Origin of the sequence: Paraburkholderia phenazinium, from assembly GCF_900142845.1 — a bacterium.
GTDB classification, from domain to species: domain Bacteria; phylum Pseudomonadota; class Gammaproteobacteria; order Burkholderiales; family Burkholderiaceae; genus Paraburkholderia; species Paraburkholderia phenazinium_A.
This window is the reverse complement of the sequence record NZ_FSRU01000001.1, coordinates 98,388-122,790: the sequence shown is the minus strand read 5'-3', so window position 1 is coordinate 122,790 and position 24,403 is coordinate 98,388. Positions and strand designations below refer to the sequence as shown.

21 protein-coding genes are annotated in these 24,403 nt (G+C 63.9%); 15 read left to right on the top strand and 6 right to left on the bottom strand.

Translation table 11 applies throughout. The annotated features are described in order from the left end of the window. The 4 genes from BUS12_RS00595 (at window position 1) to BUS12_RS00580 (ending at window position 3,396) form a co-directional block, all read left to right on the top strand. The gene (locus BUS12_RS00595; RefSeq protein WP_074293750.1) at window positions 1-879 is read left to right on the top strand and encodes a DODA-type extradiol aromatic ring-opening family dioxygenase; all 879 of its coding nucleotides are present in this window, start codon (window positions 1-3) and stop codon (window positions 877-879) included. Continuing rightward, window positions 876-1,829 (top strand): fumarylacetoacetate hydrolase family protein, encoded by a 954-nt coding sequence (locus BUS12_RS00590; RefSeq protein WP_074293749.1) that lies wholly within the window; start codon window positions 876-878, stop codon window positions 1,827-1,829. Before BUS12_RS00595 ends, BUS12_RS00590 begins: the two co-directional genes overlap by 4 nt. Before the next feature lie 25 nt (window positions 1,830-1,854). Continuing rightward, complete coding sequence (locus BUS12_RS00585) at window positions 1,855-2,841, top strand: 2-dehydropantoate 2-reductase (RefSeq protein WP_074296936.1); 987 nt, start codon at window positions 1,855-1,857, stop codon at window positions 2,839-2,841. 66 nt (window positions 2,842-2,907) lie between these two features. Further along, window positions 2,908-3,396: a GNAT family N-acetyltransferase gene (locus BUS12_RS00580; RefSeq protein ID WP_074296934.1), complete on the top strand. Its 489-nt coding sequence runs from the start codon at window positions 2,908-2,910 to the stop codon at window positions 3,394-3,396. Window positions 3,397-3,418: 22 nt separating this feature from the next. On the opposite strand, the gene BUS12_RS00575 is transcribed toward BUS12_RS00580, so the two are convergent. Further along, entirely contained in the window at window positions 3,419-4,132 is a 714-nt protein-coding gene (locus tag BUS12_RS00575; protein ID WP_074293748.1) for a LuxR family transcriptional regulator, read from the bottom strand. 172 nt (window positions 4,133-4,304) lie between these two features. Here BUS12_RS00575 and BUS12_RS00570 point away from each other — a divergent pair, with 172 nt between their 5' ends. Further along, the gene (locus tag BUS12_RS00570; RefSeq protein ID WP_074293747.1) at window positions 4,305-5,600 is read left to right on the top strand and encodes a pyridoxal-phosphate-dependent aminotransferase family protein; all 1,296 of its coding nucleotides are present in this window, start codon (window positions 4,305-4,307) and stop codon (window positions 5,598-5,600) included. Window positions 5,601-5,709: 109 nt separating this feature from the next. Continuing rightward, window positions 5,710-6,537, top strand: coding sequence for an AraC family transcriptional regulator (locus tag BUS12_RS00565; RefSeq protein ID WP_074293746.1), 828 nt, complete (start codon window positions 5,710-5,712; stop codon window positions 6,535-6,537). A gap of 94 nt (window positions 6,538-6,631) precedes the next feature. Here BUS12_RS00565 and BUS12_RS00560 read toward each other — a convergent pair whose 3' ends face one another. Beyond that, window positions 6,632-7,972, bottom strand: coding sequence for an aspartate aminotransferase family protein (locus tag BUS12_RS00560; RefSeq protein ID WP_074293745.1), 1,341 nt, complete (start codon window positions 7,970-7,972; stop codon window positions 6,632-6,634). 39 nt (window positions 7,973-8,011) lie between these two features. Further along, on the bottom strand, window positions 8,012-9,388 hold the full coding sequence (locus BUS12_RS00555; protein WP_074293744.1) for a condensation domain-containing protein: 1,377 nt from the start codon (window positions 9,386-9,388) through the stop codon (window positions 8,012-8,014). 440 nt (window positions 9,389-9,828) lie between these two features. Here BUS12_RS00555 and BUS12_RS00550 point away from each other — a divergent pair, with 440 nt between their 5' ends. From BUS12_RS00550 to BUS12_RS00530, 5 genes are all read left to right on the top strand, one after another. Then, complete coding sequence (locus tag BUS12_RS00550; RefSeq protein ID WP_074296932.1) at window positions 9,829-10,611, top strand: DUF3050 domain-containing protein; 783 nt, start codon at window positions 9,829-9,831, stop codon at window positions 10,609-10,611. Further along, window positions 10,608-10,979 carry a cupin domain-containing protein gene (locus tag BUS12_RS00545; protein WP_074293743.1) on the top strand — a complete coding sequence of 124 codons (372 nt, stop codon included), beginning with the start codon at window positions 10,608-10,610 and terminating at the stop codon, window positions 10,977-10,979. Before BUS12_RS00550 ends, BUS12_RS00545 begins: the two co-directional genes overlap by 4 nt. Before the next feature lie 11 nt (window positions 10,980-10,990). After that, entirely contained in the window at window positions 10,991-11,917 is a 927-nt protein-coding gene (locus BUS12_RS00540) for a diiron oxygenase (RefSeq protein WP_083640180.1), read from the top strand. A gap of 10 nt (window positions 11,918-11,927) precedes the next feature. Then, the gene (locus BUS12_RS00535; protein ID WP_074296928.1) at window positions 11,928-15,491 is read left to right on the top strand and encodes an amino acid adenylation domain-containing protein; all 3,564 of its coding nucleotides are present in this window, start codon (window positions 11,928-11,930) and stop codon (window positions 15,489-15,491) included. 81 nt (window positions 15,492-15,572) lie between these two features. Further along, on the top strand, window positions 15,573-16,061 hold the full coding sequence (locus BUS12_RS00530) for an SRPBCC family protein (RefSeq protein WP_074293742.1): 489 nt from the start codon (window positions 15,573-15,575) through the stop codon (window positions 16,059-16,061). A gap of 39 nt (window positions 16,062-16,100) precedes the next feature. Here BUS12_RS00530 and BUS12_RS00525 read toward each other — a convergent pair whose 3' ends face one another. After that, a complete protein-coding gene (locus tag BUS12_RS00525) occupies window positions 16,101-17,069 on the bottom strand; it encodes a LysR family transcriptional regulator (RefSeq protein WP_074293741.1) in 969 nt (322 codons plus the stop codon). A 148-nt stretch (window positions 17,070-17,217) separates the two neighbouring features. Next, window positions 17,218-17,991 carry an AraC family transcriptional regulator gene (locus BUS12_RS00520; protein ID WP_074293740.1) on the bottom strand — a complete coding sequence of 258 codons (774 nt, stop codon included), beginning with the start codon at window positions 17,989-17,991 and terminating at the stop codon, window positions 17,218-17,220. Window positions 17,992-18,083: 92 nt separating this feature from the next. On the opposite strand from BUS12_RS00520, the gene BUS12_RS00515 reads away from it, so the two are divergent. Genes BUS12_RS00515 through BUS12_RS00505 form a run of 3 tightly spaced genes read left to right on the top strand, consistent with a single transcriptional unit; the run spans window position 18,084 to window position 22,321 of the window. Then, window positions 18,084-19,559 carry an efflux transporter outer membrane subunit gene (locus BUS12_RS00515; RefSeq protein WP_083640179.1) on the top strand — a complete coding sequence of 492 codons (1,476 nt, stop codon included), beginning with the start codon at window positions 18,084-18,086 and terminating at the stop codon, window positions 19,557-19,559. Between the two features lie 54 nt (window positions 19,560-19,613). Then, window positions 19,614-20,738, top strand: a complete 1,125-nt coding sequence (locus BUS12_RS00510) for an HlyD family secretion protein (protein WP_074293739.1) — start codon at window positions 19,614-19,616, stop codon at window positions 20,736-20,738. Further along, the gene (locus BUS12_RS00505) at window positions 20,735-22,321 is read left to right on the top strand and encodes a DHA2 family efflux MFS transporter permease subunit (RefSeq protein WP_074293738.1); all 1,587 of its coding nucleotides are present in this window, start codon (window positions 20,735-20,737) and stop codon (window positions 22,319-22,321) included. The genes BUS12_RS00510 and BUS12_RS00505 overlap by 4 nt, the downstream gene beginning before the upstream one ends. 33 nt (window positions 22,322-22,354) lie before the next feature. On the opposite strand, the gene BUS12_RS00500 is transcribed toward BUS12_RS00505, so the two are convergent. Continuing rightward, a complete protein-coding gene (locus BUS12_RS00500) occupies window positions 22,355-23,236 on the bottom strand; it encodes an aldo/keto reductase family oxidoreductase (RefSeq protein ID WP_074293737.1) in 882 nt (293 codons plus the stop codon). A gap of 102 nt (window positions 23,237-23,338) precedes the next feature. On the opposite strand from BUS12_RS00500, the gene BUS12_RS00495 reads away from it, so the two are divergent. Beyond that, window positions 23,339-24,268 carry a LysR family transcriptional regulator gene (locus tag BUS12_RS00495; RefSeq protein WP_074296925.1) on the top strand — a complete coding sequence of 310 codons (930 nt, stop codon included), beginning with the start codon at window positions 23,339-23,341 and terminating at the stop codon, window positions 24,266-24,268. Window positions 24,269-24,403: the final 135 nt, after the last annotated feature.

Here is a 24,403-nt window from a genome sequence, read left to right as displayed (position 1 = left end):
ATGGGACAGATCGTCGGCGCGGCCATCGTATCGCACCATCCCGGCTTGATGCAGTGTGAGGAGTTTCGCGTGCTTCAGGGCGCCGGGTCCGATTCGGATCTGATCGCGGGATACCGCAGGGTGCGCGAGAGGATTGCAGCCGCCAATCCGGATATCGTGGTGCTGTTCGATTCCCACTGGTTCACGACGGGATATCACCTGATCGATGCCGGCAGTGCCTACCGTGGCACCTACATTTCCGACGAGATGCCGTGGTACCTGTTCGGCGTACCTTACGAATATCGTGGCCACCCCGGGTTTGCGAGAAGCGTCGAGGCCGTGGCCCGGGAACGGGGCGTGCAATCGCGTGCCATCGGCAACCCGGATCTGCCGCGCCACTACCCGACGATCAACGTGATCAAGCAGATGCAGCTGGAAGCGTGGCCTGTGGTGACGGTGAGCTCATGTCAGAACTGCGAACCGCGTCATTTCCTGCAATCGGGCGAAGTGATCGGCGAAGCGATCGCGCGCAGCGATCTGCGCGTGCTCCTGCTGGCGTCCGGCGCGCTGAGTCACAGGTTCAACGGCATCGACTGGAAGCCGAATCATCCGCGGATCTTTCATGAATCGAATGTTTCGAGTGTTGCGAACATCGCCAGCGACAAGCAGGCCATCGAACTGATGAAAGAGGGCCGTCACGACCTGATCGTCGAGAACTGGGACCGGGATTATCGCCGCGTACCGTGGGAAGCGTTCGGCGCGCACTACCTGCAGATGATCGGTGCGATGGGCGCCGGAGCGTGCAAGGCGCAGGGTGAGGTCCTGTCCGCCTACGAGAACGCGCGCGGCACAGGCAACGTCCACGTGTGGTTCGACACGGAGCGGAGGGGCGACGAATGAGCTTCGAATTCCCGTTGAAGGAGCTGCCCGCCGTGATGTGTGGGCCGCGTGTTGAACGCCGTTGCATTCTGATCGGCGGTAGCGCGTTCTGGGGCACGTTGATCGAAGCGGGCGCGGACGCCGGCCTGCTGCGGCTCGACGATGGGCGCGTGGTCGATCCTGCCGGCGTTGCACATTTGCCGCCTGTGTCGCCCAGCAAGATCATCGCGGTTCACATCTCGTACAGTTCGCGCAGCATCGAGACGCGCAACAAGCCGCGACCGACCGATGCGCCGACCTATTTTACGAAGCCGCCCACCGCGTTGAACGGGCACGACGGACAGATACTCAAACCCGCCGATTGCAGGTATCTGAACTACGAGGGCGAATATGCCGTCGTGATCGGCAAGACCTGCCGCAATGTATTGCCTGATGAAGCGTGGGATTACATCGAAGGTTTCTGTCCGGCGCTTGATATGGGCCTGCAGGACTTCCGCGACACGGATCAAGGGTCGATGCTGCGCGTGAAGGGCGCGGATACGCTGCTGCCGATCGGGCCTGGACTCGTGCGGGGCGTGAATCTCCTGGAGCAGACGCTGCGTACCTACCGCAACGGGCTCGTCGTGCAGGAAGCGCGGATCGGCGAAGAAACGATCTGGGGCCCCCACTACGTGATCGCCGATATCGCGCGCCACATCACGCTGTTGCCGGGCGACGCGATCTTGATGGGTACACCTTGTCATTCCCGTTCGGTGGATCCCGGCGATTATGTGGAGTGCGAAATCACTGGCGTGGGGCGGCTTGGCGGATGGGTGGAGGCGCTTGAGGCGCCGCGTGCCAGTGCACTGGGAGTAGGCCATCAACCGACCGATAGCGCGGAGGTGCGCCGCGTCGCGCTCGGTTTCGACGAGCGGGTCCCCGAGTGGCTCAAGGCCAACTACCGGGAAGCGGCTGCGCGCAAGCGCGGCTGAAGTGAATCTACATTCGGGAATGAACGTGAAAATTTGCATTGTGGGTGCCGGCGCGATCGGCGGGTTGATCGGTGTGCATCTGGCGGCGGCCGGCCGTGCCGACGTGAGCGTGCTTGCGCGCGGAGCGGCGCTGGCTGCGCTGCAAGCGCATGGCTGGCGGGTTCGCCATGCCGGCGCCGAGACGCACGCGCGAGTGCGAGCCGAGAATGATGCCCGCAGTCTTGGCGTACAGGATGTCGTCGTCATTGCGGTAAAGGGTCAGGCGCTGCCGGAACTGATGCCGCGGCTCACGCCGTTGATCGGCCCTGAAACGCTCGTCATGCCCGCGATGAACGGCGTGCCCTGGTGGTTCTGTCATGGCGTCGCGGGTTTCGAGCATCGTCCTCTGCGATCGGTCGACCCGGACGGCGTGTTATCGGCGAGTATGCGCGACGAGCAGGTCGTCGGCTGCGTGGTGCACGCAAGCGCGTCGACGGCGCAGCCCGGAGTCGTTGAGCACAGGATGGGGCGTGGCCTCATCGTCGGTGCGGCGCAAGGCGGACATAGCCCGCGGGTTGCGGAGGCGGTCGATGTGCTGCGCGGCGCGGGCTTTGACGTCACGCATTCGGACAATATCCGGCGTGACATCTGGTACAAGCTATGGGGGAACATGACGATCAACCCCATTTCCGCCATCACCGGCGCAACGACGGACCGGGTGCTCGCCGATCCGCTCGTCCGGGCGTTCTGCTCGGCCGCGATGGTCGAGGCGGCTGCGATCGGCGCGCGGATTGGCTGCACGATCGAGCAGACGCCGCAGGACCGTCATGCGATTACCGCGAAGCTTGGCGCATTTCGGACCTCGATGCTTCAGGACGTCGAAGCGGGCCGCACGATCGAACTCGATAGCCTCGTCGCGGTGGTGCAGGAGATCGGACGTGGACTGGAGATCGCGACGCAGAACATCGACGCGCTGCTCGGCTTGTCCCGGCTCTTTGCGCGGGTGCATGGCCTTTATCCGGAGGCAGTCTGATTCGACCGGTCGTGACTTGGCATGGATCGCACGGGTAATATCATGGATTCAGACGCGCAGCCGACTATGCCAAACATCGAATTGAAACTGGCGGGAACACCAGACCATCAACGCATCGTGAACCTGATGCAGTTCTATAACTACGACTTCAGCGAATGGATTCCGCTTCCGTTCGCCGAAGACGGCTTCTTTGCGCTTCGCCCTAAGCTCGACTATTTAGCGAGCGCCACAACGTCTCCGTTTCTCATACTCGTGGATGGAGAGGTCGCCGGTTTCGTCATCGTCGATGACGAGGTTCATGCTGCAGGGGCGAAGCACAACATCGGTTACTTCTTCGTGTCGCGGCGTTTTCGCGGTCTCGGCGTGGGCAAGCAGGTCGTGTCCGACCTGCTGACCCGATTCCCCGGCGCGTGGCAGATATGGCACGTCAAGGAAAATCTGGGCGCGGCTGCCTTTTGGGCAAAGGTGATCCCGCTGGTGTCCGAGGGCGACTATGCCGTTCACGACCTGTACATCGAAGACTGCAACGCGATCCTGTATCGGTTTGACCGGTGAGATACCCGATCTCCGTTGCTGCTCAAACCAGCCATCCCAGCAATAGCGCTTTCGTCGCCGCATGGGTCTTGTTTCTTGCGTCCAGTTTGACGACCGCGTTCTGTAGATGAAACTTGACGGTCCGCTCGGCTGTGCCGAGGATCTGGCCGATTTCGAACGCGGTCTTGCCATCAGCGGTCCATGTCAGCACCTCGCGCTCACGCGACGTCAAGCGGTCCGCCGTCAATGCGATCGGCGGGGCGCCTGCGAGTAGCGGCATCAGGTGCAAATGGGCAGCCTCGGCGAGCGCTGCACATGCCGCCCGTCGGCTCCGCACTTCGGCTAGCGTGATGGGTTCCGTTTCGCGCACGAGACTCAGCAGGCCGAGATTCGACGAGCAATCGTAGCTCGCTTGCGCCCAGCCGTACCGCAGACCGAAGCTCACCGCTTCATCCCAGAACTGCAATTCTTCGGATTCCTCTTTAGCTTGCCAGATGACCGGTTGCTTCGCTCGGGCGGCGCGGCGTACAGACGGGTCTCGCGCCGCGTAACCGCGTTCGATATAACGCTGCTGCCACGCCACCGGGTAATTGCTCAGGATTTGCACCTCGGGCCGCGCCAACGGCATCGCGCTGCGCCGCCCATACGTGCAGTAGGGAAAGCCTAGTGCCGCGGCCGCATTCCTGATTACCGCAAACGCGTCTTCGGCGTTTTGCTGGTGCTGCAACTGCTCGAAAACCTCATCCAGCGTGTCCATGTTGTATCTCTCGTAGAGCACGGCTGCGGCTCTCAACGCAAGCGGCGTTCGACGATGCCGGCCGTGGGCCTGTCCTAAAGGACAGTTTTGTTGTAGTGGAAATACGTGTTCAATCTGCTACCTGTGAGTGATGCGACGCCCTCCTTCTTTAACCGTCTGCCGGAGATATGGAATGCTGGGATTCAAGTCTGTACACGACATCGTACGGGTCGACGATCTGCTCGCCGGCGAACTGCCGCTCCTGATGGGTGCGGGACCCGTGCCGCTTGCCGATTCCGTCGCCCGCGCGAACACGCTGATGATCAATCACCTCGGCAGCACGATGGATACCGTGCTGGAGCAGGTTATGCAGATGGGGGCATATCTGTTCCAGAGTTCCGACGCAACGATTCTCGGCGTGGCGGGCCCCGCTTCGGCGGGCCTCGAGATGGCCGTGTCGAATCTGGTCACGCCCGCGACGCGTGTGCTGTCCGTCTGCAATGGCCACTTCGGCATGCGGATCGCGGAGATGGCTGCGCGTGCGGGGGGCGACGTGGTCCGACTCACAACACCGCCATTTCATGCCGCCGCTGCCGACGACGTCGCTCGCGAACTGCGCCGCGGTCGCTATGGCGTGTTGACAATCTGTCACGGTGAGACTTCGCACACTGTGCATAACACCGCATTGCCGGAAATCTGCAGAATTGCGCGGGCACAAGGCTGCCTTGTTCTGGTCGATGCCGTTTGTACCCTGGGCGCGATGCCGTTCCAGATGGCGGACTGGCACATCGACGCCGCCGTCGTGGGAGGACAGAAGGCATTGGGCGCGATTCCCGGTGTGGCGCTGGTCGCGTTCTCGCCGCGCGCGTGCGCTCGCATCGAAGCGCGTCGCGAAGCCTCGGCGCACTGGTGTCTCGACGCTCGGCTCGCAGCGGATTTCTGGTTGCGGCGTGCCTATCACTATACGGCGCCGGTGCCGGGGATCCTCGCACTTCATGAAGCGCTGCGGCTGTATTGTGAGGAAACACCGGATGAGCGTTTCCTGCGGCACCGGCGTTGCTCTCATGCGTTGCAGGCCGGCTTGCGCGCACTCGGCCTCTCGTTCGCGGTCGAGCCAGGCGTGCGCTTGCAGACAGTGCTTGGCGTGCGTCTGCCGGACGGTGTCGATGCGCGTGCGCTGCGTGAATCGATGAGTCGCGAGTCGGGCGTCGACATATCGGGCGCGTTCGGTCTCGACATCGTGCGAATTGGGCAAATGGCCGAGCAGTGCCGTGCGCCGAATCTGCTGCGCACCTTGCGGGCGCTCGCGGCGGCCCTCGCCGAGCAGCACTACGAGGCGGATCTCGCCGCCGCGCTTGCTGTCACGAAGCGGCTCCTTAACGACGCAGCGTCTGGCCGCGTGCGATTGCTGCCGAATCCTCCGTCCGGCTACACGCGCATGCGGGACGCGAGCGTGCCGGCGGAGGAACCCGAGGTGCAACCCGAATAGCCGCACACAGGCACAGGCACAGGCCACGTCGCGGCAGCGCGGGCGTGTTCGCGTGCCGCCGTCTGCTGTTGTCCACGCAACTCTCATCAGCCCCATCAGGAAACGCCTCATGACATATTTTCCCGAGAAGTCGCCCGAGCGACTCGCGCCGGCGCGTACCTTTGCGTTTGCCGGAATCCGGCCAAGCGTCAGCGGCAGCGTGGCACGTACGCGTGCCCCGCAGGTTTTCGAAACCGAATACGAAGCGCATGCCCATACATATGGTCAGTTGCTCTTCGCGCGCAGCGGGGTCCTGGTGCTGGACGTCGCGGGTACGCGCTGGATTGCGCCGCCCATGCGCGCAATCTGGATTCCGCCACAGGTGGTGCATGCGCTGCGCGTGGTCGGTAACGCAGAGCTCTGTTCGCTTTACTTCGGCGCCACGCTGTGCGTGTCGTTACCGTGGCAGGTCTGCGCGGTCAAGGTCTCGCCGTTGCTGCGAGAACTCGCGCCGCGCGTCTACGATGAGATTCTCGACTCCGGTACACCAGGCGAGAACGCATGCGCTGTGCTGATCGCCCAGGAACTGCAGATGCTGTCGCAGACGCCGCTCAGCCTGCCGATGCCCGAGGACCGCCGGCTCGTCAAGCTGTGCGAGCGCTTGCAGCGCGAACCGCATTGCGAGCAGCCACTCGATTCGCTCGCCCGCGACGTGGCCTTAAGCCCGCGACATCTGGCTCGTCTCTTTCGCAGCGAGACCGGCATGAGCGTTGCGGCATGGCGTCAGCAGCTCCGTATGTCGATGTCGCTTGTGCTTCTGGCAAGCGGCGGCCGGGTTACCCAGGCGGCGCATCAGGTCGGCTATCGCAGCGCCACGACTTACGCGGCGACGTTCAGGCGCACCTTCGGCGTGTCGCCGAGCCAGTACTTCGACACGCCGAACGGCTCGCCGGGCTGATCGCATTGCACGCTGCCCGTCGCGCGGCGTACCCATCCTGCGCTTCGGGCGGTGTGTCTTGCGCCGGATCGGCCCGACCCCGGCGCACGCGGACTCAGTCGCGCCGCACGCGCTCGAATGCGTGCTCGATTGCCGCGACGATCATGTCCACTTGAGCGCGGTCGATGATCAGCGGCGGTGCGATTGCGAGCCGGTTGCCGAGCGAGCGAATCAGCACGCCTGCTTCGCGCGTGGCTTCCGCCAGCGCGGCGCCGTAGCCGTCTGCGGGATCGATCGGCTCGCGCGTTTCCTTGCTTTTCACCAGATCGATGCCGACTAGCAGCCCCTTGCCCCGCACGTCGCCGACCACGGGGTAACGATCCACCAGCGGCTGCAGGCGTTCGAGCAGATATGCGCCTTGCTGCGCGGCATTGGCCGTGAGATTTTCGTCAATCACGATCTGCAGGTTCGCAAGCGCCGCTGCACAGACGATGGGGTGACCCGCGTAGGTGTAGCCGTGCATCAGCGTGCCCGCAGCGCCGGGATTCCCGGCGAACGCTTCCTCGATACGCCGGTTGACAAGCGTTGCACCCAGCGGCAGGTATCCCGAGGACACTCCTTTCGCAAAGCACATGATGTCCGGCGCGACGCCCCAGCCGCGACTGCCGAACAGCGCGCCGGTGCGCCCGAAGCCGGTCACGACTTCATCGGCGATCAACAGCACACCGTGGCGGTTGCAGACTTCCCGCACGAGCGGCCAGTAGTTCGCGGGCGGCACGATGATGCCGCCGGTAGCCTGCACCGGTTCCGCGATGAACGCCGCAACCGTGCCGGGGCCCTGAAACACAATCTCACGCTCGAGCAGCGCGGCGCATGTACGCCCCAACTCCTCGGGATCGTGTGTGAACGGGTTGCGGTAGATCCACGGCGTCTCGACGTGAAAGCAGCCGGCGAGCACCGGCTCGTAGTTGCGCCGGTACGCGGTGTTGCCGGTCACCGAACTGCCGCCGAAGTGCGAACCGTGATAACTCTGCTTCAACGAGATGAACTTGGTGCGCTCGGGTTCTCCGGCGACCTTCCAGTATTGCCGCGCGATCATCAACGCGGCCTCGACCGCGTCCGAACCGCCGGAACCGAAGATCACGCGCCGCATGTCCTCGGGTTCGAGCATCCCAACCAGACGCGCCGACAGTTCTTCTGCGCGCGGATGGCTGAAACCGGCGAAGACCGGGTGGTACTCGAGCTCGTCGAGTTGGCGCAGGATCGCCTCCTTGATCTCCCGGCGGCCGTGTCCGACATACACGTTAAAGAGCGATGCAACCGCATCCAGCAATGGCCGGCCGGTGTCGTCGTAGAGAAAACAGCCTTCGCCGCGAACGATCCGCACGGGCTTTCCCGTTGCCGCTGCGACCGGATGCTGGCGCGGATGCCAGAAGCGTGATTCCTTGTAAGCCATGATTGGACTCCAGTGAGGGGGTGGCAAGCGATCGGTCGGTTAGACCGCCGGCGCAAGCGCCGGCCGCCAGTCGGGTTGCGCTTCGAGGCGGGCATCGAGCTCACGCAGCGGCGCTTCGGGGGCATCCAGCGCGGCCTGGGCGAGTGCCAGAAACCGCGTGACGTGTGCGTTCAGATCGGCGCGCCGGTAGTACTGCGGGCTGGCATCGAAATCGAAGCGCAGCGGCTCGCCGTTGCGACGGTCGGTCAGATTCACCATGAAGTCGTCGGTGATACCGACGGCCAGGTTGTGCGACGTGGCCCGGCTTGTGGCGAAGGCCAGGTCGTAGTCGAACGACATGATGTTGATCTCGGTGCCGAACACGCCTTGCCCATTGTCGAGCGACACCAGTTCACGGTGCAGGTCGCCCATGCGGTAGCGTTGATGCCGACGCAACGCGGTCATCTCCTGATTCGCTTGCCGGCACAGTTCGTCGAGCGTGTTCGAAGGTTCGACCGACAGGCGCAGCGGCAGCATGTTCGCCGTCTCGCAGGGCGTGCGCCGCTCGCGCGACGACGCACGCGCCATGGCGGTCACGGCGAGCACTACGTCGTGTGCGCCGGTTTGCAGATGAATGTAGGCGGCCGTCAGCGCAGTAATCAGTTGAGGGACCGTCGACTTGAACAGATCCTTCGCTACGGTCTCAATGCGCGCGTGCTGGCCGGGTTGCGCGTAGCGGGTCTCGCGCATGTCCGGCAGCGAGTCGCGCTCGGGCAACAGCGCCGGGCCGGCGAGCGTGGTGGTGCGAGGGTGGTCCGCGAAACGGCTCAGCCAATAGCGGCGATCCTCGGTGTACTGCGCGGAGTCGCGATACGAGCGCTCGTCTTCCATGAGCGCTTCGAGCGACGCGAAGCGGCAGGGCGGTGTCGGCAAGCCGGCGTACAGCGCGCTGTAGACCTCGGCGACGCGCGTGGCAAGCAGACTGCACGAGTAGCCGTCGACGACGATGTGCGCGTAGCCCTGATACCAGTAGTACCGGTTGTCGTCGAGCTTGAAAAGGATGTACGCGAAAAACGGCCCATGCTCCAGTTCGATTGTGCGCGAGTAATGGTCGCGCATCTGTGCAAGCGCCTGTGAGTGTGCATCGTGCACGCCGCTCAGATCCCGATACAGCAACGCCCAGTTCGCGCCGACCGTATCGTCGACGATGCGCACCGGCCCGTCGACGGCCTCGGCAAAGCGTACGGTATGCAGCGTCTCGGCCTCGTCGATGACCTGTCGCAGCGCGCGTTCGAAGCGTTGCTGATCGAGCGGTCCGCGAATATCGAGGTATTCGGCCGCGTAAATGTTGGTCGAGGGCACCGCGTAAGCCTGCGCAGCTTCCCAGAAATCGAGTTGCGGCGCGGAAAGCGGCAATTTCCTGATTGAGCCACTCATATTTCTCTCCTGTGGTTTATTGCTTTGTACTCGCGAGATCTTCTGGATTCTGATTTGTAAAATCAATCAAGGGGTCACAAAAATACCATTTATAGGTTTGCGTGATTCGCAACACGGGATTTTGGTGGGCACATGCTAGTCATGCGTGGAATATGCTGTCAAGCACGCCAAGGATTATGTTGATTGGCCGGAAAGCCTTATCTGTAAAGGAATGCGGTCGATTCGATTAAAACTTGACCAGAAATAATATGAGAATGTCCGATTTGAATAGGCGATGTTCAGTTTTGGCAATTAATATTGCCGTGCGTGCTGGAATTGTTCTGTTTCAAAACGGGACTGCTGCCGCAATATCCGTAGGCTGGAATATCCGTGTCAACTGTGTCGCGCCGGCGATGGCGACGGCACAGCCTCTCCATATGCTCTTATCGAGGAACCTCATCGTGAATCAAATCGACTTGTTGGAAGCGAAGATCAAGGAGCAGCACGCCAGGCTCACACACCATCCGGTATTCAGCTCGATTCGCACCATCGAGGAATTGCGGACCTTCATGGAGTGGCACGTGTTCGCTGTGTGGGACTTCATGTCGCTCGTCAAGCGTCTGCAGCTCGACTTCACCACCGTTGCCGTGCCGTGGATCGCACCGCGCAATATCAACGCCGCGCGCCTGATCAACGAAATCGTGCTGGGCGAAGAGACGGACGAAACGCCGCGCGGATACATGAGCCATTTCGATCTGTATCTGCACGCAATGCGCGACGTCGGTGCGTCGACCGGCAGCATCGAACACCTGATCTCGCTGCTGCGCTCGGGTTTCACCGTGTCGGCTGCGCTGTCGACGGTCGCGCCGCCGGCTCCCGTCCGGCAGTTCGTCACGGCAACGATGGCAACGTGTTTCGACGGCAAGACGCATCAGGTTCTCGGCAACTTTTTCTATGGCCGCGAGAACGTCATTCCTGACATGTTCCGCACGCTGCTCGACGAATGGAAGATCGACCGCACCTCGACGCCGCTGCTGACCTATTACCTCGACCGGCATATCGAAGTCGATTCGGGTGAACACGGTCCTGCGGCGCAGGCCATGATCCGCGAAGCTGCGGGCGACGACCCGGGCAAATTGCAGCAGGCGCTCGAGGCGGGCATTGCCGCAATCGACGAGCGCCTGCAGCTCTGGGACGGTCTGCTTGCCCATCTCAACCAGACACGCAAGACGGTGGCCGCATGAACGTCAAGCTCGCAGAACGCATTCTGGATGTGGCGGACATCCACTGGGAGCATCCACGCCATTTCGATCATGGGATCGATCAGCTGGTGGTCGTCGATACGCTGGACGAACGCGCGAAGCGTGGCATGCGTACCCGGCTCGTGCGCTTCGCGCCGGGCGCCGCGACACGCGTGCCGTTCCTGCACGACTATCACGAGGAGGTCTACCTTGTGAGCGGCGATCAGAGCCGCCTCGACGTGGCAACGTTTGAGCGTCGCGACACGCACCTGACGGGCACTTACTTTGTCCGGCCGGCCGGCACCGAACACGGACCGTTCAGCAGCGAAGCAGGTTGCGTGCTGCTCGAGATCCATTACTACGACGCGTAGGAACGATTGCGATGATGACATTGCAGAGTTACAAGAGTCACGCCGAGTCGTGGGAGCAGCGTGCAACGATCCGCTCGCGCCCCCGGCGTATCGTCGAGGACGACGGTTTGCACTACTACCCGCTCGAGCGTCAACCGCTATGCGCGCATCCGGCGATCGTCGATGCGGGCGACGCCGTGCGGGACTTCATCCTGTTGCAGAGCTTCTACAAGTACATCAACGACGTCATCATCTTCGAAACGGAGATCGTCAACGCGACCGCGCTTAAGATCGCCCGCGGCCGCTTCGCCCACGATTTCCCGTTTGCCTGCAGGCATGATGCGATGTCCGTGGTCATCGACGAGGATTATCACGCGTACGTTGCGATGGACTATCTGCGCCAGGTCGAAGTGCATACCGGTGTCGCCGCGCTTGCGGCGAACCACGAGATCGAGCTGTCGCGCGCCATCCCGCGCGCATTGGAACGCGTCGCGCCGCCGTACCGCGACGGCATGGAACTGCTCGCCGTCGCGATCTCGGAGAACACGGTGACCGCCGAAGTCGCGGCGTTTTCGCGCGACACGACGTTAAAGCGCTCGGTCAAGGGCGTCATGTCCGATCACCTCGCGGACGAGGGGCGCCACTCGGTGTTCTGGATCAACCTCGTGAAGCTTTACTGGAGCGAGATCGACGAAGCGGCGCGCAGCGCGCTCGGCGAAACACTGCCTGTCTTCCTGAAGGAGTACCTGAGCGCCGAACTGCAGCTCGCATTTGACCGCCGTCTGATCGACGCACTGGATCTGCCCGCGGCTACGCGACGCGAGATCGCGGGCGACATGGTCGGCGCCTATCCGATCACGAGCCAGCATCCGATGATCGTCAATATCCGCAATTTCTTCAAACTGAGCGGGCTGCTCGATCATGCGCCGACCCGTGCGGCGCTGGCGAGCGTTCTATGACGGTGAAGCCATGAAAGCGATAACGATTGCGATCAGCGGCCAGACGCCGCTGGCGGCCAGTATCGCGGCCGAACTCCATGAGATCGGGCATACGGTTAGCGTTGCCGATAACCAGGCCGGTCCGCTGCGCGATGTGGCCGATGCACTGGGCCTTGTCGCGTCGCCGGACTGCGTTGCTTCGGCGCCGGTCGCATGGCGGATTGTCTGCGAGGCCCATGCTGCCGATGGATGCGAGGCTCGCGACGCGGCGGCACGCGTGCTCCGTTTTGTCGCGCTTGCGGAGCAGGTTCCGCCGCAGCGCGTGCGGCTCGAATGGCATCTGCTGCATGCGCCGGATGACTGGCGCGTCGCGGCCACGCAGACTGTCGAGTTCGATGCGCCGGTATGCGGCGCCGATCTGGTCGGCGAGATCGAGCATGGCGCGCTGCAGTTGCTCACCGATGTGGTCAACCGCATTGCGCGCGACCTGTTCGACGATACGCCGCATCCGCCCGTCGACAACGGCTATGCGCAGCCGCTCGATCTCGCCGCGCTCGCGCGCTGGCATGCGTCGAATGAGACGCACCGTCACTACGCGTGTGAGCCGTCGTTGCCGGAGATGGTAGCGCGGGCCACTCAGGCCACACCCGGCGCGACTGCCTTGATCGACGCGGACGGTTCGCTCGACTACCAGGCTCTGCTGACCCGCGCGGCGCGCTTCGCCCATGCGCTGCACTCCGGCTCGCATGGCATGCCGCCGAAGGTCGTGGCGGTGTGCCTGCCGAAGTCAGCGGCACTCTATACGGCGATGCTCGGCATCCTCGGCTCGGGCGCCGCCTGCGTGCCGCTCGATCCGGCGTTTCCGCCGGAACGCATCCGCCTGATCCTCCAGGAATCGGGTGCACAAGGGCTGGTCAGCGACGCGTCGTTTGAGGCCGCGGCGCTCGAGGGCATGGGGATTCGCCTGATCGACGCGCCGCAGCCGAACACCGATGCCACGCTGCCGTCGCCTCTGTGGCCCATCGAGCTCGATGCGCAGCGGGCGTCGCGATGCGCGATTGCGATCTACACGTCCGGTTCAACCGGCGTGCCGAAGGGCGTGATGTTGTCGCATGGGAACCTGGTGCATTTTTGCCACTGGTACCGCGACCACTGCGCGCTGGATGCAAGCACACGCGCGCTGCAGTTTTCGACCATTGCGTTCGATGCCTCGTTGCTCGATATCTTTCCGACATGGCTCGCCGGCGGTACGCTCATTGTGCCGACGGAAACGCAGCGCCGCGAACTGGATGCGCTGCAGGCGCTGGTCGACGCGCAGCGCGTGACGCATGCTTTCCTGCCGCCCGCGCTGCTCGCCGCACTGCCCGACAGCGCATGGCCCAGCTTGCGGCATCTGGTGACGGGCGGCGACGTCTGCGATCCGGATACGATCGCCCGCTGGAGCGCAGGCCGGCAGTTCCACAATATCTACGGCCCAACCGAGTGCACGGTGCTGGCGACCACGTCGCGTCTGGAGGCCGGCAGCAATAACCGGCGAATCGGTCGGCCCATTGCGAACGTTCGCTGCTATGTGCTCGACGACAACGGCCGGCCTGTGTGCACCGGCCAGGCCGGCGAACTCCATATTGCGGGGGCGGGTGTCGGCATGGGCTACCTCGGGCAACCGGTGCTCAGCGCCGAACGCTTTGTGGCCGAACCGGGGGGCGACGCGACGATGTACTGCACGGGCGACATCGTGCAATGGGACGTCGACGGTAGCCTCCTGTATATCGGCAGGCGCGACAAGCAGATCAAGATTCGCGGCTTTCGCGTCGAACTGGGGGAAGTCGAAAATGCGGTGCTGGACACGCAGTTGTATCGGCAGTGCGCGGCCATCGCCGACGAACGCAAGCGCATTCGCGTGTTCGTCGCGAAGCCTGCCCACGCAAGCGGGAATGCCGAAGCGCTGCGTACCGCGCTCGCCGCGTCATTGCCGGACTACATGATGCCGTTCGACATCGCCGAGCTGGAGATCTTGCCCGCCACGCCCAACGGCAAGATCGACCGTGCCGCGCTTGCCTGCCTGCCGTTAAGCCGCGCGTGCGCGACGGGCGGCGATGCCTGTGAGCCGCGCACGGCGACAGAACGTCATCTGCGCAACCTGTGGGCGCAATTGCTCGATCTCGATGCAGCCGAGATCGGCCGGCAGGATTCGTTCTTCGAACTGGGCGGCCACTCGCTGCTGGTCTCACGGTTGATGCTGGCGGTCAAGCGCGAACTCGCCGGCAACGCGCCGCTGGGGCGTTTCATGGAGCAGCCCACTATCGAGGCGCTCGCATCGCTGCTGACCGACGACGACCTGCAGCGGGGCGATCGCATCCCGGCGCGGGTGCACGAAGACCGGCACCTGCCGCGCGATATCCAGCCGCAATCCACGCGCGATGAGGAAACGGGGCGTGGCGCCGTGCTGTTGACAGGTGCGAACGGCTTTCTCGGTACCTTCATCCTGCATGAACTGATCGCGAAAACGGACGGCCCGATCTATTGCGTCGTGCGGGCGCATAGCGTGGCCGAAGCGCATCACCGGCTCGACGATGCGGTGATCGTCAATGGCATGGAGCACCTGTGCGGCCATCCGCGCATCCGTATTCTGCTCGGCGACCTGGCGAAGCCTCGCCTCGGTCTCGCCGAAGACGTCTGGCAACGACTGGCCGGCGAGATTGGCACGATCTACCACAACGGCGCGCACGTCAATCACGTCTACGACTACCCGTTCCTCTACGACGAGAATGTCGGCTCGACGCTCGCGTTGCTGCGTCTCGCCTGCGAAGGACGCCGCAAGGCGTTGCATTACATATCGACGCTCTCGGCAGCCAGCACAACCGATGCGCGTGGCAACGTGCTCGAAGCGCCGCCGGGGACGAATGCACCCGTGTTCGTCAATAACGGGTACAACCTGACCAAGTGGGTTTCGGAGCACCTCGTCTGGGAGGCGGTGCAACGCGGCATCGATGCGACGATCCTGCGGCCCGGCAATATCACCGGACATGCACAGACCGGCCTGTGCCAGCCGGGACGCAACCGCATCCTGCTGCTCGTCAAAGGCTCGGTGCAACTGGGTTTTGCGCCGGGTGGCGAGGCGCAGTTCGATTTGAGTCCGGTGGACTTTCTTGCCCGCGCGATTGTCGGCTGTACGCTCGACCCGCGCCGCAGCGAGCGCGTGTTCCATCTGCACAATCCCCGGCCCCTGACATGGAACGGCTATCTGCAGGCACTCGCACGCCTTGGCTATCCGCTCGTGCTGGAGGACGCCGCGACATGGCGTAACCGTCTACTGTCGATCGACGAAGCGAACGCGCTGTTCGACGTCGTAGCGTTCTACCTCGACGACCGTCAGGACGACATCGGCGATATGTCCGTCATCGATCATGCGCGGAGTGCGGCGACGCTCGCGCGTCTCGGCATCGCCTATCCGGAGAAGGACGAACGCCTGCTCGGCCAGCACTTCCGCTATCTGATCGATTGCGGCTTCCTGCCGCCGCCTGACCCGCACACGCCCATGGTGGACCGCGCCCCGCGCGCGGCCGACCCGCACGACGCCGAACCCGCGTGGTAACACCGGCGTTCGTCGCCGCGCGAAGCTGGGCGCGATGTTTTTCCCTTGCTACCGATGTCCATTACTTACCGAGGAGATACCATGCTGCAAAAAGCCAATCCCGCGCTGCATCCCGCCACTCTGATTTACGCACCGGCTACACCGATCCTGACGGGCCGTGCCGAACTCGACGTCTCCGCACGTGCCGCATGGCAGGTGGTCGGCGATTTTGCCGGCTTTGCCCAATTCATCACGGGGCTCGAACGCACCGAGATGACGGGTAGCGGCGTGCGCTCGCTGCGCAAGAAGCTGTTTGCCGACGGCAGCATCGTTGTCGAGCAATTGAACACGCACGACGACGACGCCATGGTGATGACGTGGAGCCTGATTTACACGACATTCGATATCGGCAACCTGTGGGCCTCGATGCGTGCCGAGCCGCGCGGCGAAAACGCGTGCACGGTGACGTGGGACATCGCGGGCGAGCCGTGGGCGGGCGGTACTGGCAGCCAGCCCGAATTCGAAGCGTTCGTGACGGGCTTCCTCGACATGGCCATGACGAATCTGCGCAACCTGTTCAACACCAGGTAAGCGTTGCGATCCGTGACGGCGAGTGCTTTGCGCGCGCCGTCACGACGTTTCCGTCAGATCGCGCGCGCTGTGGCGCAGACGAGGGGACGCGGTCTCACGGGGCGAGCTCGCTGACAGCGCAAGGCGCAACTGCGTCTTCATGAAATCGATCCACGCGCGAATCTTCGCATCGAGATACCGGCGCGAGGCATAGACCAGAAAAACCTCGATGCTGTTGAGGCGATATCTGGGAAGCACGCGCACCAGCGCGCCCGACTGCAGATCGTCGGCCACCACGAAGTGCGGCAGCAGGCCGATTCCCATTCCTGCCTTGACCGCGATTGCGAGCGATGCGCCGACGTCGACCGTGAACGCGGGATCGAGCGTCACGATCTCGCAACCCGTTTCGCTTTCGAACTTCCAGATCCTGTCCTCATAGGCCGGCGCCACCAGTTGCAGGCAGCGGTGCTGTTCGAGCGCGGCGGGCACTTGCGGCAAGCCGTGTTCGGCAATGTACGCCGGCGCTGCGCACAGTATGCTATCCATGCGCCCTACGCTGATCGCGATCAGATCGGATGAACGCAGGCTGTCCATCGCGACCAGCGCAACGTCGTAGCCGTCGCGAATCAGGTCGGGCATCTTCGGCGCCAGCGTGAGATCGACGCTGACGTTGTTGTAGCGTGCCTGAAATTGCGCGGCGAGCGGAATCACGAAGTGGTTCGCGAGACTCGCGCTGCAGTGCACGCGCAAGCGGCCGCGCGGATGCAGAACCGAACCCTTCGCTTCGCGTTCCGACGCATCCAGCGCATGCAAAATTTCGCGCGTGCGGATGCGGTACTGCTCGCCGGCCTCGGTCAGAGCCATTGAACGCGTGGTGCGATTCAGCAGACGCGTACCGAGATGGTTTTCCAGCCATGTGACCGCCCGGCTGACCTGCGGCGCCGAGAGTCTAAGCTGTTCCGCGGTAGTGGTGAAACTGCCGGCGTCGGTCAAGGCGACGAAGACCCGCATGCATTGAATCAGATCCATGATGGTGCGATCGCACGGGCGTCGTGCACGGCGCGTCGCTCAGTGTGTTGGTTGCCCCACTGTAGCGTTGATCGGCGCGACATCGCGCGCGCAAATGGTCCAGTGGTCGTCGCGAAACGGACAGCGTGCGAGGGGGCGTGGTGTCTCGTCAGGACTTGCGGAAATATTCGCTCGGCGGCACGCCGAGCGCCTTGCGAAACATGGCGGCAAACGCGCTCGGGCTCTCGTAGCCATGCTCGAGTGCGAGCTCGAGAATCGACGCGCCCGCCGCGAGGCGCGGCAGGCTCAGCAGCAATCGCGCATGCCGGCACCATGCGCCCTGGGTCATGCCGGTTTCGCGCCTGAAGGTGCGCGCCAGCGTGCGCTCGTTCATATGCGCCTCGTCCGCCCAATGTGCGAGCGTCACCTGCAGCGAAGGTTGATTGATCAACTGCGTGCACAACTCGACCAGCGCGGGATGCCGCGGCATGGGCACGTGCAGCGATAAGGCCGGTGCGATCTCAATCTCGTCGAGGATCAGCCCCATGATGCGGTGCGCGCGCGGGCTATTGGCCGCGTACTCGTCTATTTTGGCCGCCGTCACGATCAATTCGCGCAGCAGCGTACTCACGCCGATGACGCGGCACGCATCCGGCAAGCCGGCGCGCACGCCCGGCTCCACGAAGACGGTGCGCATCTGCACTTCGCCGGCGGTCTGAATTTCGTGCCGCGTGCCTCCCGGCACCCACACCGCGCGCCCGGTCGGCACGACCCAACTGCCGCCTTCCGAGCACACGATCATCACACCGGAGATGGCGTGAATCAGTTGCCCCTGCCGGTGCGAGTGCAGGGGGAATGCGGTGCGCGCCGGAGGATCGGTGGCGATGACCGCGACGAGGGAGGCTTGCTCCATCAGATCGATGTCCGTCGAAGGGAAGTCCATTTTGCGACGATGAATGATGATTCTGCGCGAGATTAACCGGAGACGTCACATTAACATTGCCGCCATCTCCTGTCCGAACCGCATGGCAATCGATGGCACATTTCCGCTCATGGCGTTCCTTCAAACCGGCTGTACGACACCTTGGCGATGCGCTGCGCATGACGTGCCTCGGCGTGCTCGCGAGCGTGGCGACAGGCTGCACAGTCGGCGCGCCATACCGCGAACCGGCCGTACCGGATGCCGCGAGCCGGCCGTTCGTGTCTACCACGGCAGCGCGGGTCTCGACCGACCCCGCCGCGGACCGGTGGTGGCAGCTCTATCGCGATCCGGTGCTGAACGGCCTCGTTGAGGAGGCGCTCTCGCAGAACCGGGATCTGGCCGTCGCGGCAGCGCATCTGGAACGTGCACAAGCGGTATTGAATGAAGCGGGCGCGGCTCGCTTGCCCGATACGGCGGTCGCGTTAGGCGGCAACTACGGCAAGCAGAGTTCCGACCAGATCGTCGCCGCGGCGGATCACCGAAGCGCGCCAACACGTTGGGCCTATGCGCCATCGCTGGCGATCTCCTGGGAAGTCGACCTGTGGGGTCGAGTGCGCCAGCTGGTTGCCTCCGCGCAGGCCGACGCCGACGCCACGCAGGCCGCCCGCGACGCGCTGCGGGTCGCCGTCGCCGCCGGGACGACGGACGCCTATGCGCATGCCTGCAGCTATGGCGAGCAGATCGAGGTTGCGCAACGCTCGCTTGCGATCGCTGACCGCGTGGCTCAACTGACACAGCTTCAGCGTGCGCAAGGGCTCGTCTCGGAACTCGAGGTGGTGCGTGCGCAGGCGTTTGTCGACGACACGCGCGCCACGCTGCCTACCCTGCAGGGCAAGCGGCGGGCAGCCCTGTACGAGCTCGCCGTGCTGACCGGTCGCGCGCCGGCGGATTTTCCCGAGCAAGCCGCGCAGTGTGTCGCCGCACCGGTGATCGCCACGCCGTTCCCGGTTGGCGACGGAGCTGCGCTTCTCAAGCGTCGTCCCGACTTACGTGAGGCCGAACGGCATCTTGCCGCGGCCAGCGCGCGGGTTGGGGTTGCGACCGCGGAGTTGTATCCGTCGGTGGTGCTCGGCGGTTCGGTGAACTGGCTGTCGACGAGCGGCAGTCTTGCCTCGCTCGGTAACGAATATGCCGTCGCGTGGGGTATCGGCCCGCTGATTAGCTGGCATTTCCCGAACATGGCGGTAAGCCGCGCGAAGCTCGCACAGGCGCAAGCCGACAGCGCCGCGGCGCTCGCGTCGTTCGACGCGAGCGTCTTGAACGCGCTGAAGGAAACCGAACAGGCGCTCACGTTGTACGGCGCGGAGTGGGACCGGCATCGCGCGCTGCAGCAGGCACGCGAGCAACATGCCCGCGCGTTCGATCTGGCCGAGCTGAACTACAAAGCCGGTGCGCTTGATTTCCTCGATGTGCTCGATGCCGAGCGCGAACTAGTCACGACCGACGCTGCGCTTGCTGCGTCGACGGAGCAGATTTCGTCCGACCAGATCGCCGTATTCAAGGCGTTGGGCGGTGGCTGGCAGCGTTGAAGCGGCCCGCAACACAGGTTGGGTTATCCGTCATCTTCATTCAGGGTTCCTTTTATGAGCACCACTGTCGTTCCGGGAAAGCGCGCGATACCCGGCAGAAAACACTGGCTCGCGGCCGGCGCCGCGATCGTCGCCGTGGTGGCGGTCGTAGCGGGCGTCCGCTGGTGGACCGTCGGGCGTTTTATCGAAAGCACCGATGACGCGTATGTGCGCGCCGACGTTGTGACGCTGAGCTCGCACGTGCCGGGCTATGTCAGCACGGTGGCGGTCGAAGACAACCAGAAAGTGCAGGCCGGCGACGTGCTGGTGCGCATCGACGACCGCGACTACCAGGCGAAAGTGACGCGTGCAGAAGCGGCGGTCGATGCCGCGTTAGCGACGATTCGCGCCGAGGAAGCGGGCGTCGCGAGTCTCGACGCGCAGACCACCCAGCAAGGCAGCCTGATTGCGCAAGCGCAGGCCGACGCAAGCGGCGCCAAGGCGGACGCGGTGCGCCGCGACGCAGATGCGGCTCGCTACCGCGAGTTGTATGCGCAACAGGCATCGAGCGGACAACGCTGGGAGCAGGCGCAGGCCGATGCGCTAAAAGCGGATGCGGCGTTGGCGAAGGCGAGCGCCGCTGTAGAGACGCAGCGCGACCAACAGGACGTATTGCGCAAGCGCCGCGGGCAGAGCCTCGCTGCGATCGAGCAGGCGAAGGCGCAGTTGAGCGAGGCGCGCGCCGCCCTCGCCCTTGCGCAGATCGATCTGCAAAACACGGTGATCCGCGCGCCGCGCGCCGGCGAGGTCGGCCAACGCACCGTGCGGGCAGGACAGTATGTCGAGACCGGCATGCCGCTGTTGGCCGTGGTGCCGCTCGACGATGTGTACGTCGTGGCCAATTTCAAGGAAACCCAGCTCGGCGACATGCAGCCGGGCCAGCCCGTCGAAATCGATGTCGACGCGTATTCGGGCCGTACGCTGCACGGCAAGGTGACCAGCATTGCGCCGGGTTCAGGCGCCGAGTTTGCGCTGCTGCCGCCGGACAACGCGACCGGTAACTTCACGAAAGTCGTGCAACGCGTGCCCGTCAAGATTCACGTGGATGCGTCACATGCGGATGCTGTTAGGCTGCGCGCAGGCTTGTCCGTCGTCGTCAAGGTCGATACGCGCGGCGCGAACGGCGCGCTGCCATCATGACGCCCGGCAAGATGGCAGTCACACCTTCTGAAAGCGTCTCGCTGCGTACATGGATCGTCGTGCTTGGCGGCGTATTCGGCTGCTTCATGGCCGGCATGAATGTCCACGTGACCAACGCATCGCTGCCCGACATTCGCGGCTCGCTCGGCGCCAGCTTCGAAGAAGGCTCATGGATCACGACCGCCTATCTGGTGGCGGAAATCATCGTTATTCCGCTGACCGGCTGGCTGGTGCAGGTGTTTACGATACGCCGCGTGCTTCTGGTGGGCGCAAGCGGTTTCCTCGTGTTTTCGCTTGCATGCTCGCTCGCCCCCAGCATCGACGCCATGATCGTGGCGCGCGCCCTCCAGGGCGCGTTTGGTGGTGTGCTGATTCCCCTCTCGTTCCAGCTTATCGTCACCGAATTACCAAGCTCGCGACATCCGCTCGGCATGGCGCTCTTCGCGATCGCCAACAACGTCGCGCAGGCCGCCGGCCCCTCCATGGGCGGCTACCTGACCGATATGTATTCGTGGCGCTGGATTTTCTATTTGCAGATTCCGCCGACGCTTGTGCTGCTCGCTGCAATCGGCTGGTCGATCAAGCCGCTGCCGATGAATCTCGCGAAGTTGCGTAACGCGGACTGGTTGGGTATCGGGACGATGGCGGTCGGCCTGAGCGCGCTGCAGATCGCGCTCGAAGAAGGCGGACGCAAGGACTGGTTCTCCTCGACGTTTATCGTCGACACGCTGATCGTCGCGGTAGCGGGGCTCGCCGCGTTCGCGATCATCCAGTTACGCCGGGCGGATCCCTTCATCAATCTGCGGCTGCTGGGACGCTACAACTTCGGCATCGCGAGCCTGATGCAGTTTCTGTTCGGCGCCGTCGTGTTCGGTGTGGTGTTCCTCGTGCCTAACTATTTCGCACAACTGCAGGGTTATAGCGCGCGTGATATCGGCCTTGCGATGATTCCGTACGGGCTTGTGCAGTTCGTGATGTCGTTCCTGACGCCGCCGCTGATGCGCCGCACCAGCGCGCGTACGACGATCATTCTCGGCTTCGCGCTGGTCGCGGCGGGTTGCCTGATGAACATCCATCTCGATGCGGACGCTGCCGGGAATGTCGTCATACCGTCGTTGATCGTGCGTGGCGTCGGCCAGTCGCTGGTGGTGATCGCGCTGTCCGTGATGGCCGTCGACGGCCTGGAACGAAGCCAGCTCGGCTCCGCTTCCGGGCTGTTCACCATGGTGCGCAACGTAGGCGGCGCGATTGGCATTGCGGTGGCGAGCCAGATCGTGGTGGAGCGTGAGAAGTTACACGCGATGCGGATCGGCGAATCGGTCACGCCGTTCTCGCCGGCGTTTCAGGAGCGCGTCGCCGATCTCGTGCGGCTGCTGACACGCAGTCACGTGGCGAGAGCTGACGCGCTGCCGAAGAGCGATTTGAGTGGCGTACGCGAACTGGCGCTCGGCATCATCAATCAGACCGTCGGACGCGAGGCGCTATTGATGGCCTATAGCGACACGTTCCTGATTGCGGGCGTCGCGATGCTCGGATGCACACTTGCAGCGTTCGTGCTGCGTACGACCCGGCAGACCGGCTGAGCACCGCTCGACGCCCCTGACCCCCTCACACGATCAATGCTCGGCGCCGGCCTGGCGGATCGTGTCCAGTTCAGCGAGGACGGCTTCCGACAAGCTCAACTGCGCCGCCTGCATGTTTTCACGCAGATGCCCGAGCGACGACGTGCCCGGAATCAGCAAAATGTTAGGCGAGCGATGCAGCAGCCATGCGAGCGCCACCTGCATCGGCGTCGCGCCGACCGTTTGCGCGACCGTCGACAATACCGAGGACTGGATCGGCGAGAACCCGCCGAGCGGGAAGAAGGGCACGTAGGCGATGCCCTTGGCCGCCAGTTCGTCGACCAGCGCTTCGTCCTCGCGCTGGACCAGGTTGTACTGGTTCTGCACGCACACGATCTCCGCGATGACCTGCGCCTCGGCGACCTGGGTCGAGGTCACGTTGCTCAGGCCGATATGGCGCACCAGCCCCTGACGCTGGAGTTCGGCCAGAGCCTCCACCTGTTTGGCAATTGATCCTTCAGAGGGTGCGTGGATCGAGCCCATGATCCGCATGTTGACGACGTCGATCACATCGAGGCCCAGGTTGCGGAGATTGTCGTGCACGCCGCGCTCGATATCCTTGGGCTCGGCAGCGGGGAGCCACGAACCGTCGTTGCCCCGCACCGCACCCACCTTGGTGACGATCATCAGATCGTCCGGGTACGGGTGAAGCGCCTCGCGAATGATCTGATTGGTCACATGAGGACCGTAGAAGTCGCTGGTATCGATGTGATTGACACCGGCGGCCACCGCTTCGCGCAGCACCGCGAGGGCTGCGTCGCGATCCTTGGGCGGGCCGAAAACGCCGGGTCCGGCTAGTTGCATGGCGCCATAGCCCATGCGGCGGACCGGGCGGCCGGCGAGCCTGAAGGTGTCCACGGGGGTGAAGTTTGACATTGCGCTCTCCTTGACGAGTGATGGCTGCAGTATGGTCGCGATTGCGTTGTTAGATAATCCGATCTAAATTGCACAGGTTGTTGAAAATTGTGAACAATGACCATGGAATTGAATGATCTTGCCGCCTTCGTATCCGTGGCGCGCGCCGGTGGCTTTCGCGACGCGGCCCGCGTCAGCGGGGTATCCGCCTCCAGTCTCAGCATTGCCGTGCGGCGTCTCGAGGCGAAGCTCGGCCTGCGTCTGCTGAACCGCACCACGCGTAGCGTGGCGCCGACCGAAGCGGGGCTGCGTCTCATCGAAAAGCTGGCGCCCTTGTTCAGCGAGATGGAGGCGGCGCTGGACGTCCTGAACGGATTCCGGGAGAAGCCCACCGGCACGCTCAAGCTCAACGTGCCGTCGAGCGCCGCGCGGATGGTTTTGCCAACGGTCATCGCGGCGTTTCTGAAGGCTTATCCCGACGTCCGCGTGGAGGTGGTGGTCGAGGATGGCTTTGTCGACGTGCTGTCGATCGGCTGCGATGCCGGCATCCGCTACGACGAGCGACTCGAGCAGGACATGATCGCTGTCCCGATCGGCCCTCGTGTGCAGCGCTTCGCGACGGCTGCGGCGCCGAGCTACCTGGACGTCCATGGCAGACCCGAGCATCCGCGCGATCTGCTCGGGCATGCCTGCTTGCGCGGCCAGTTCGCCGGCGGCGCGAAGCCCACGTGGGATTTTGAGCGTGACGGCGAGGTGGTGCGGCTGGATCCTTCGGGACCGCTCCTCGTGCGACCGGGCGCCGCTATGGATCTCGCAATCAGCATGGCGCTAGCGGGCGTGGGTGTGATTCATCTGTTCGAGGGGATGCTGCGCCCGCACCTCGATAGCGGCGCGCTGGAGCCGATCCTGGAGCCTTGGTGGCCGCGTTTTTCAGGGCCGTTTCTGTACTATCCGGGGCGGCGCCACCTGCCGGCGCCGTTGCGAGCCTTTGTCGATTTCCTGAAGGCCGGGGAGGGGCAGGAGGTATCCGACACCAGCCTCGCCAGCCTGTAGCCGGATTGTCGACGCCCCCTGTCTGCCCTGTTCTTCGGCATGAATCCGGCTCTCAATACGCAGTTTGATACCATTCACGCTTTTCAAGATGGGCTGAAACCAGCGTGAGTCGCCAATTTGCATCGTCCGTACGTG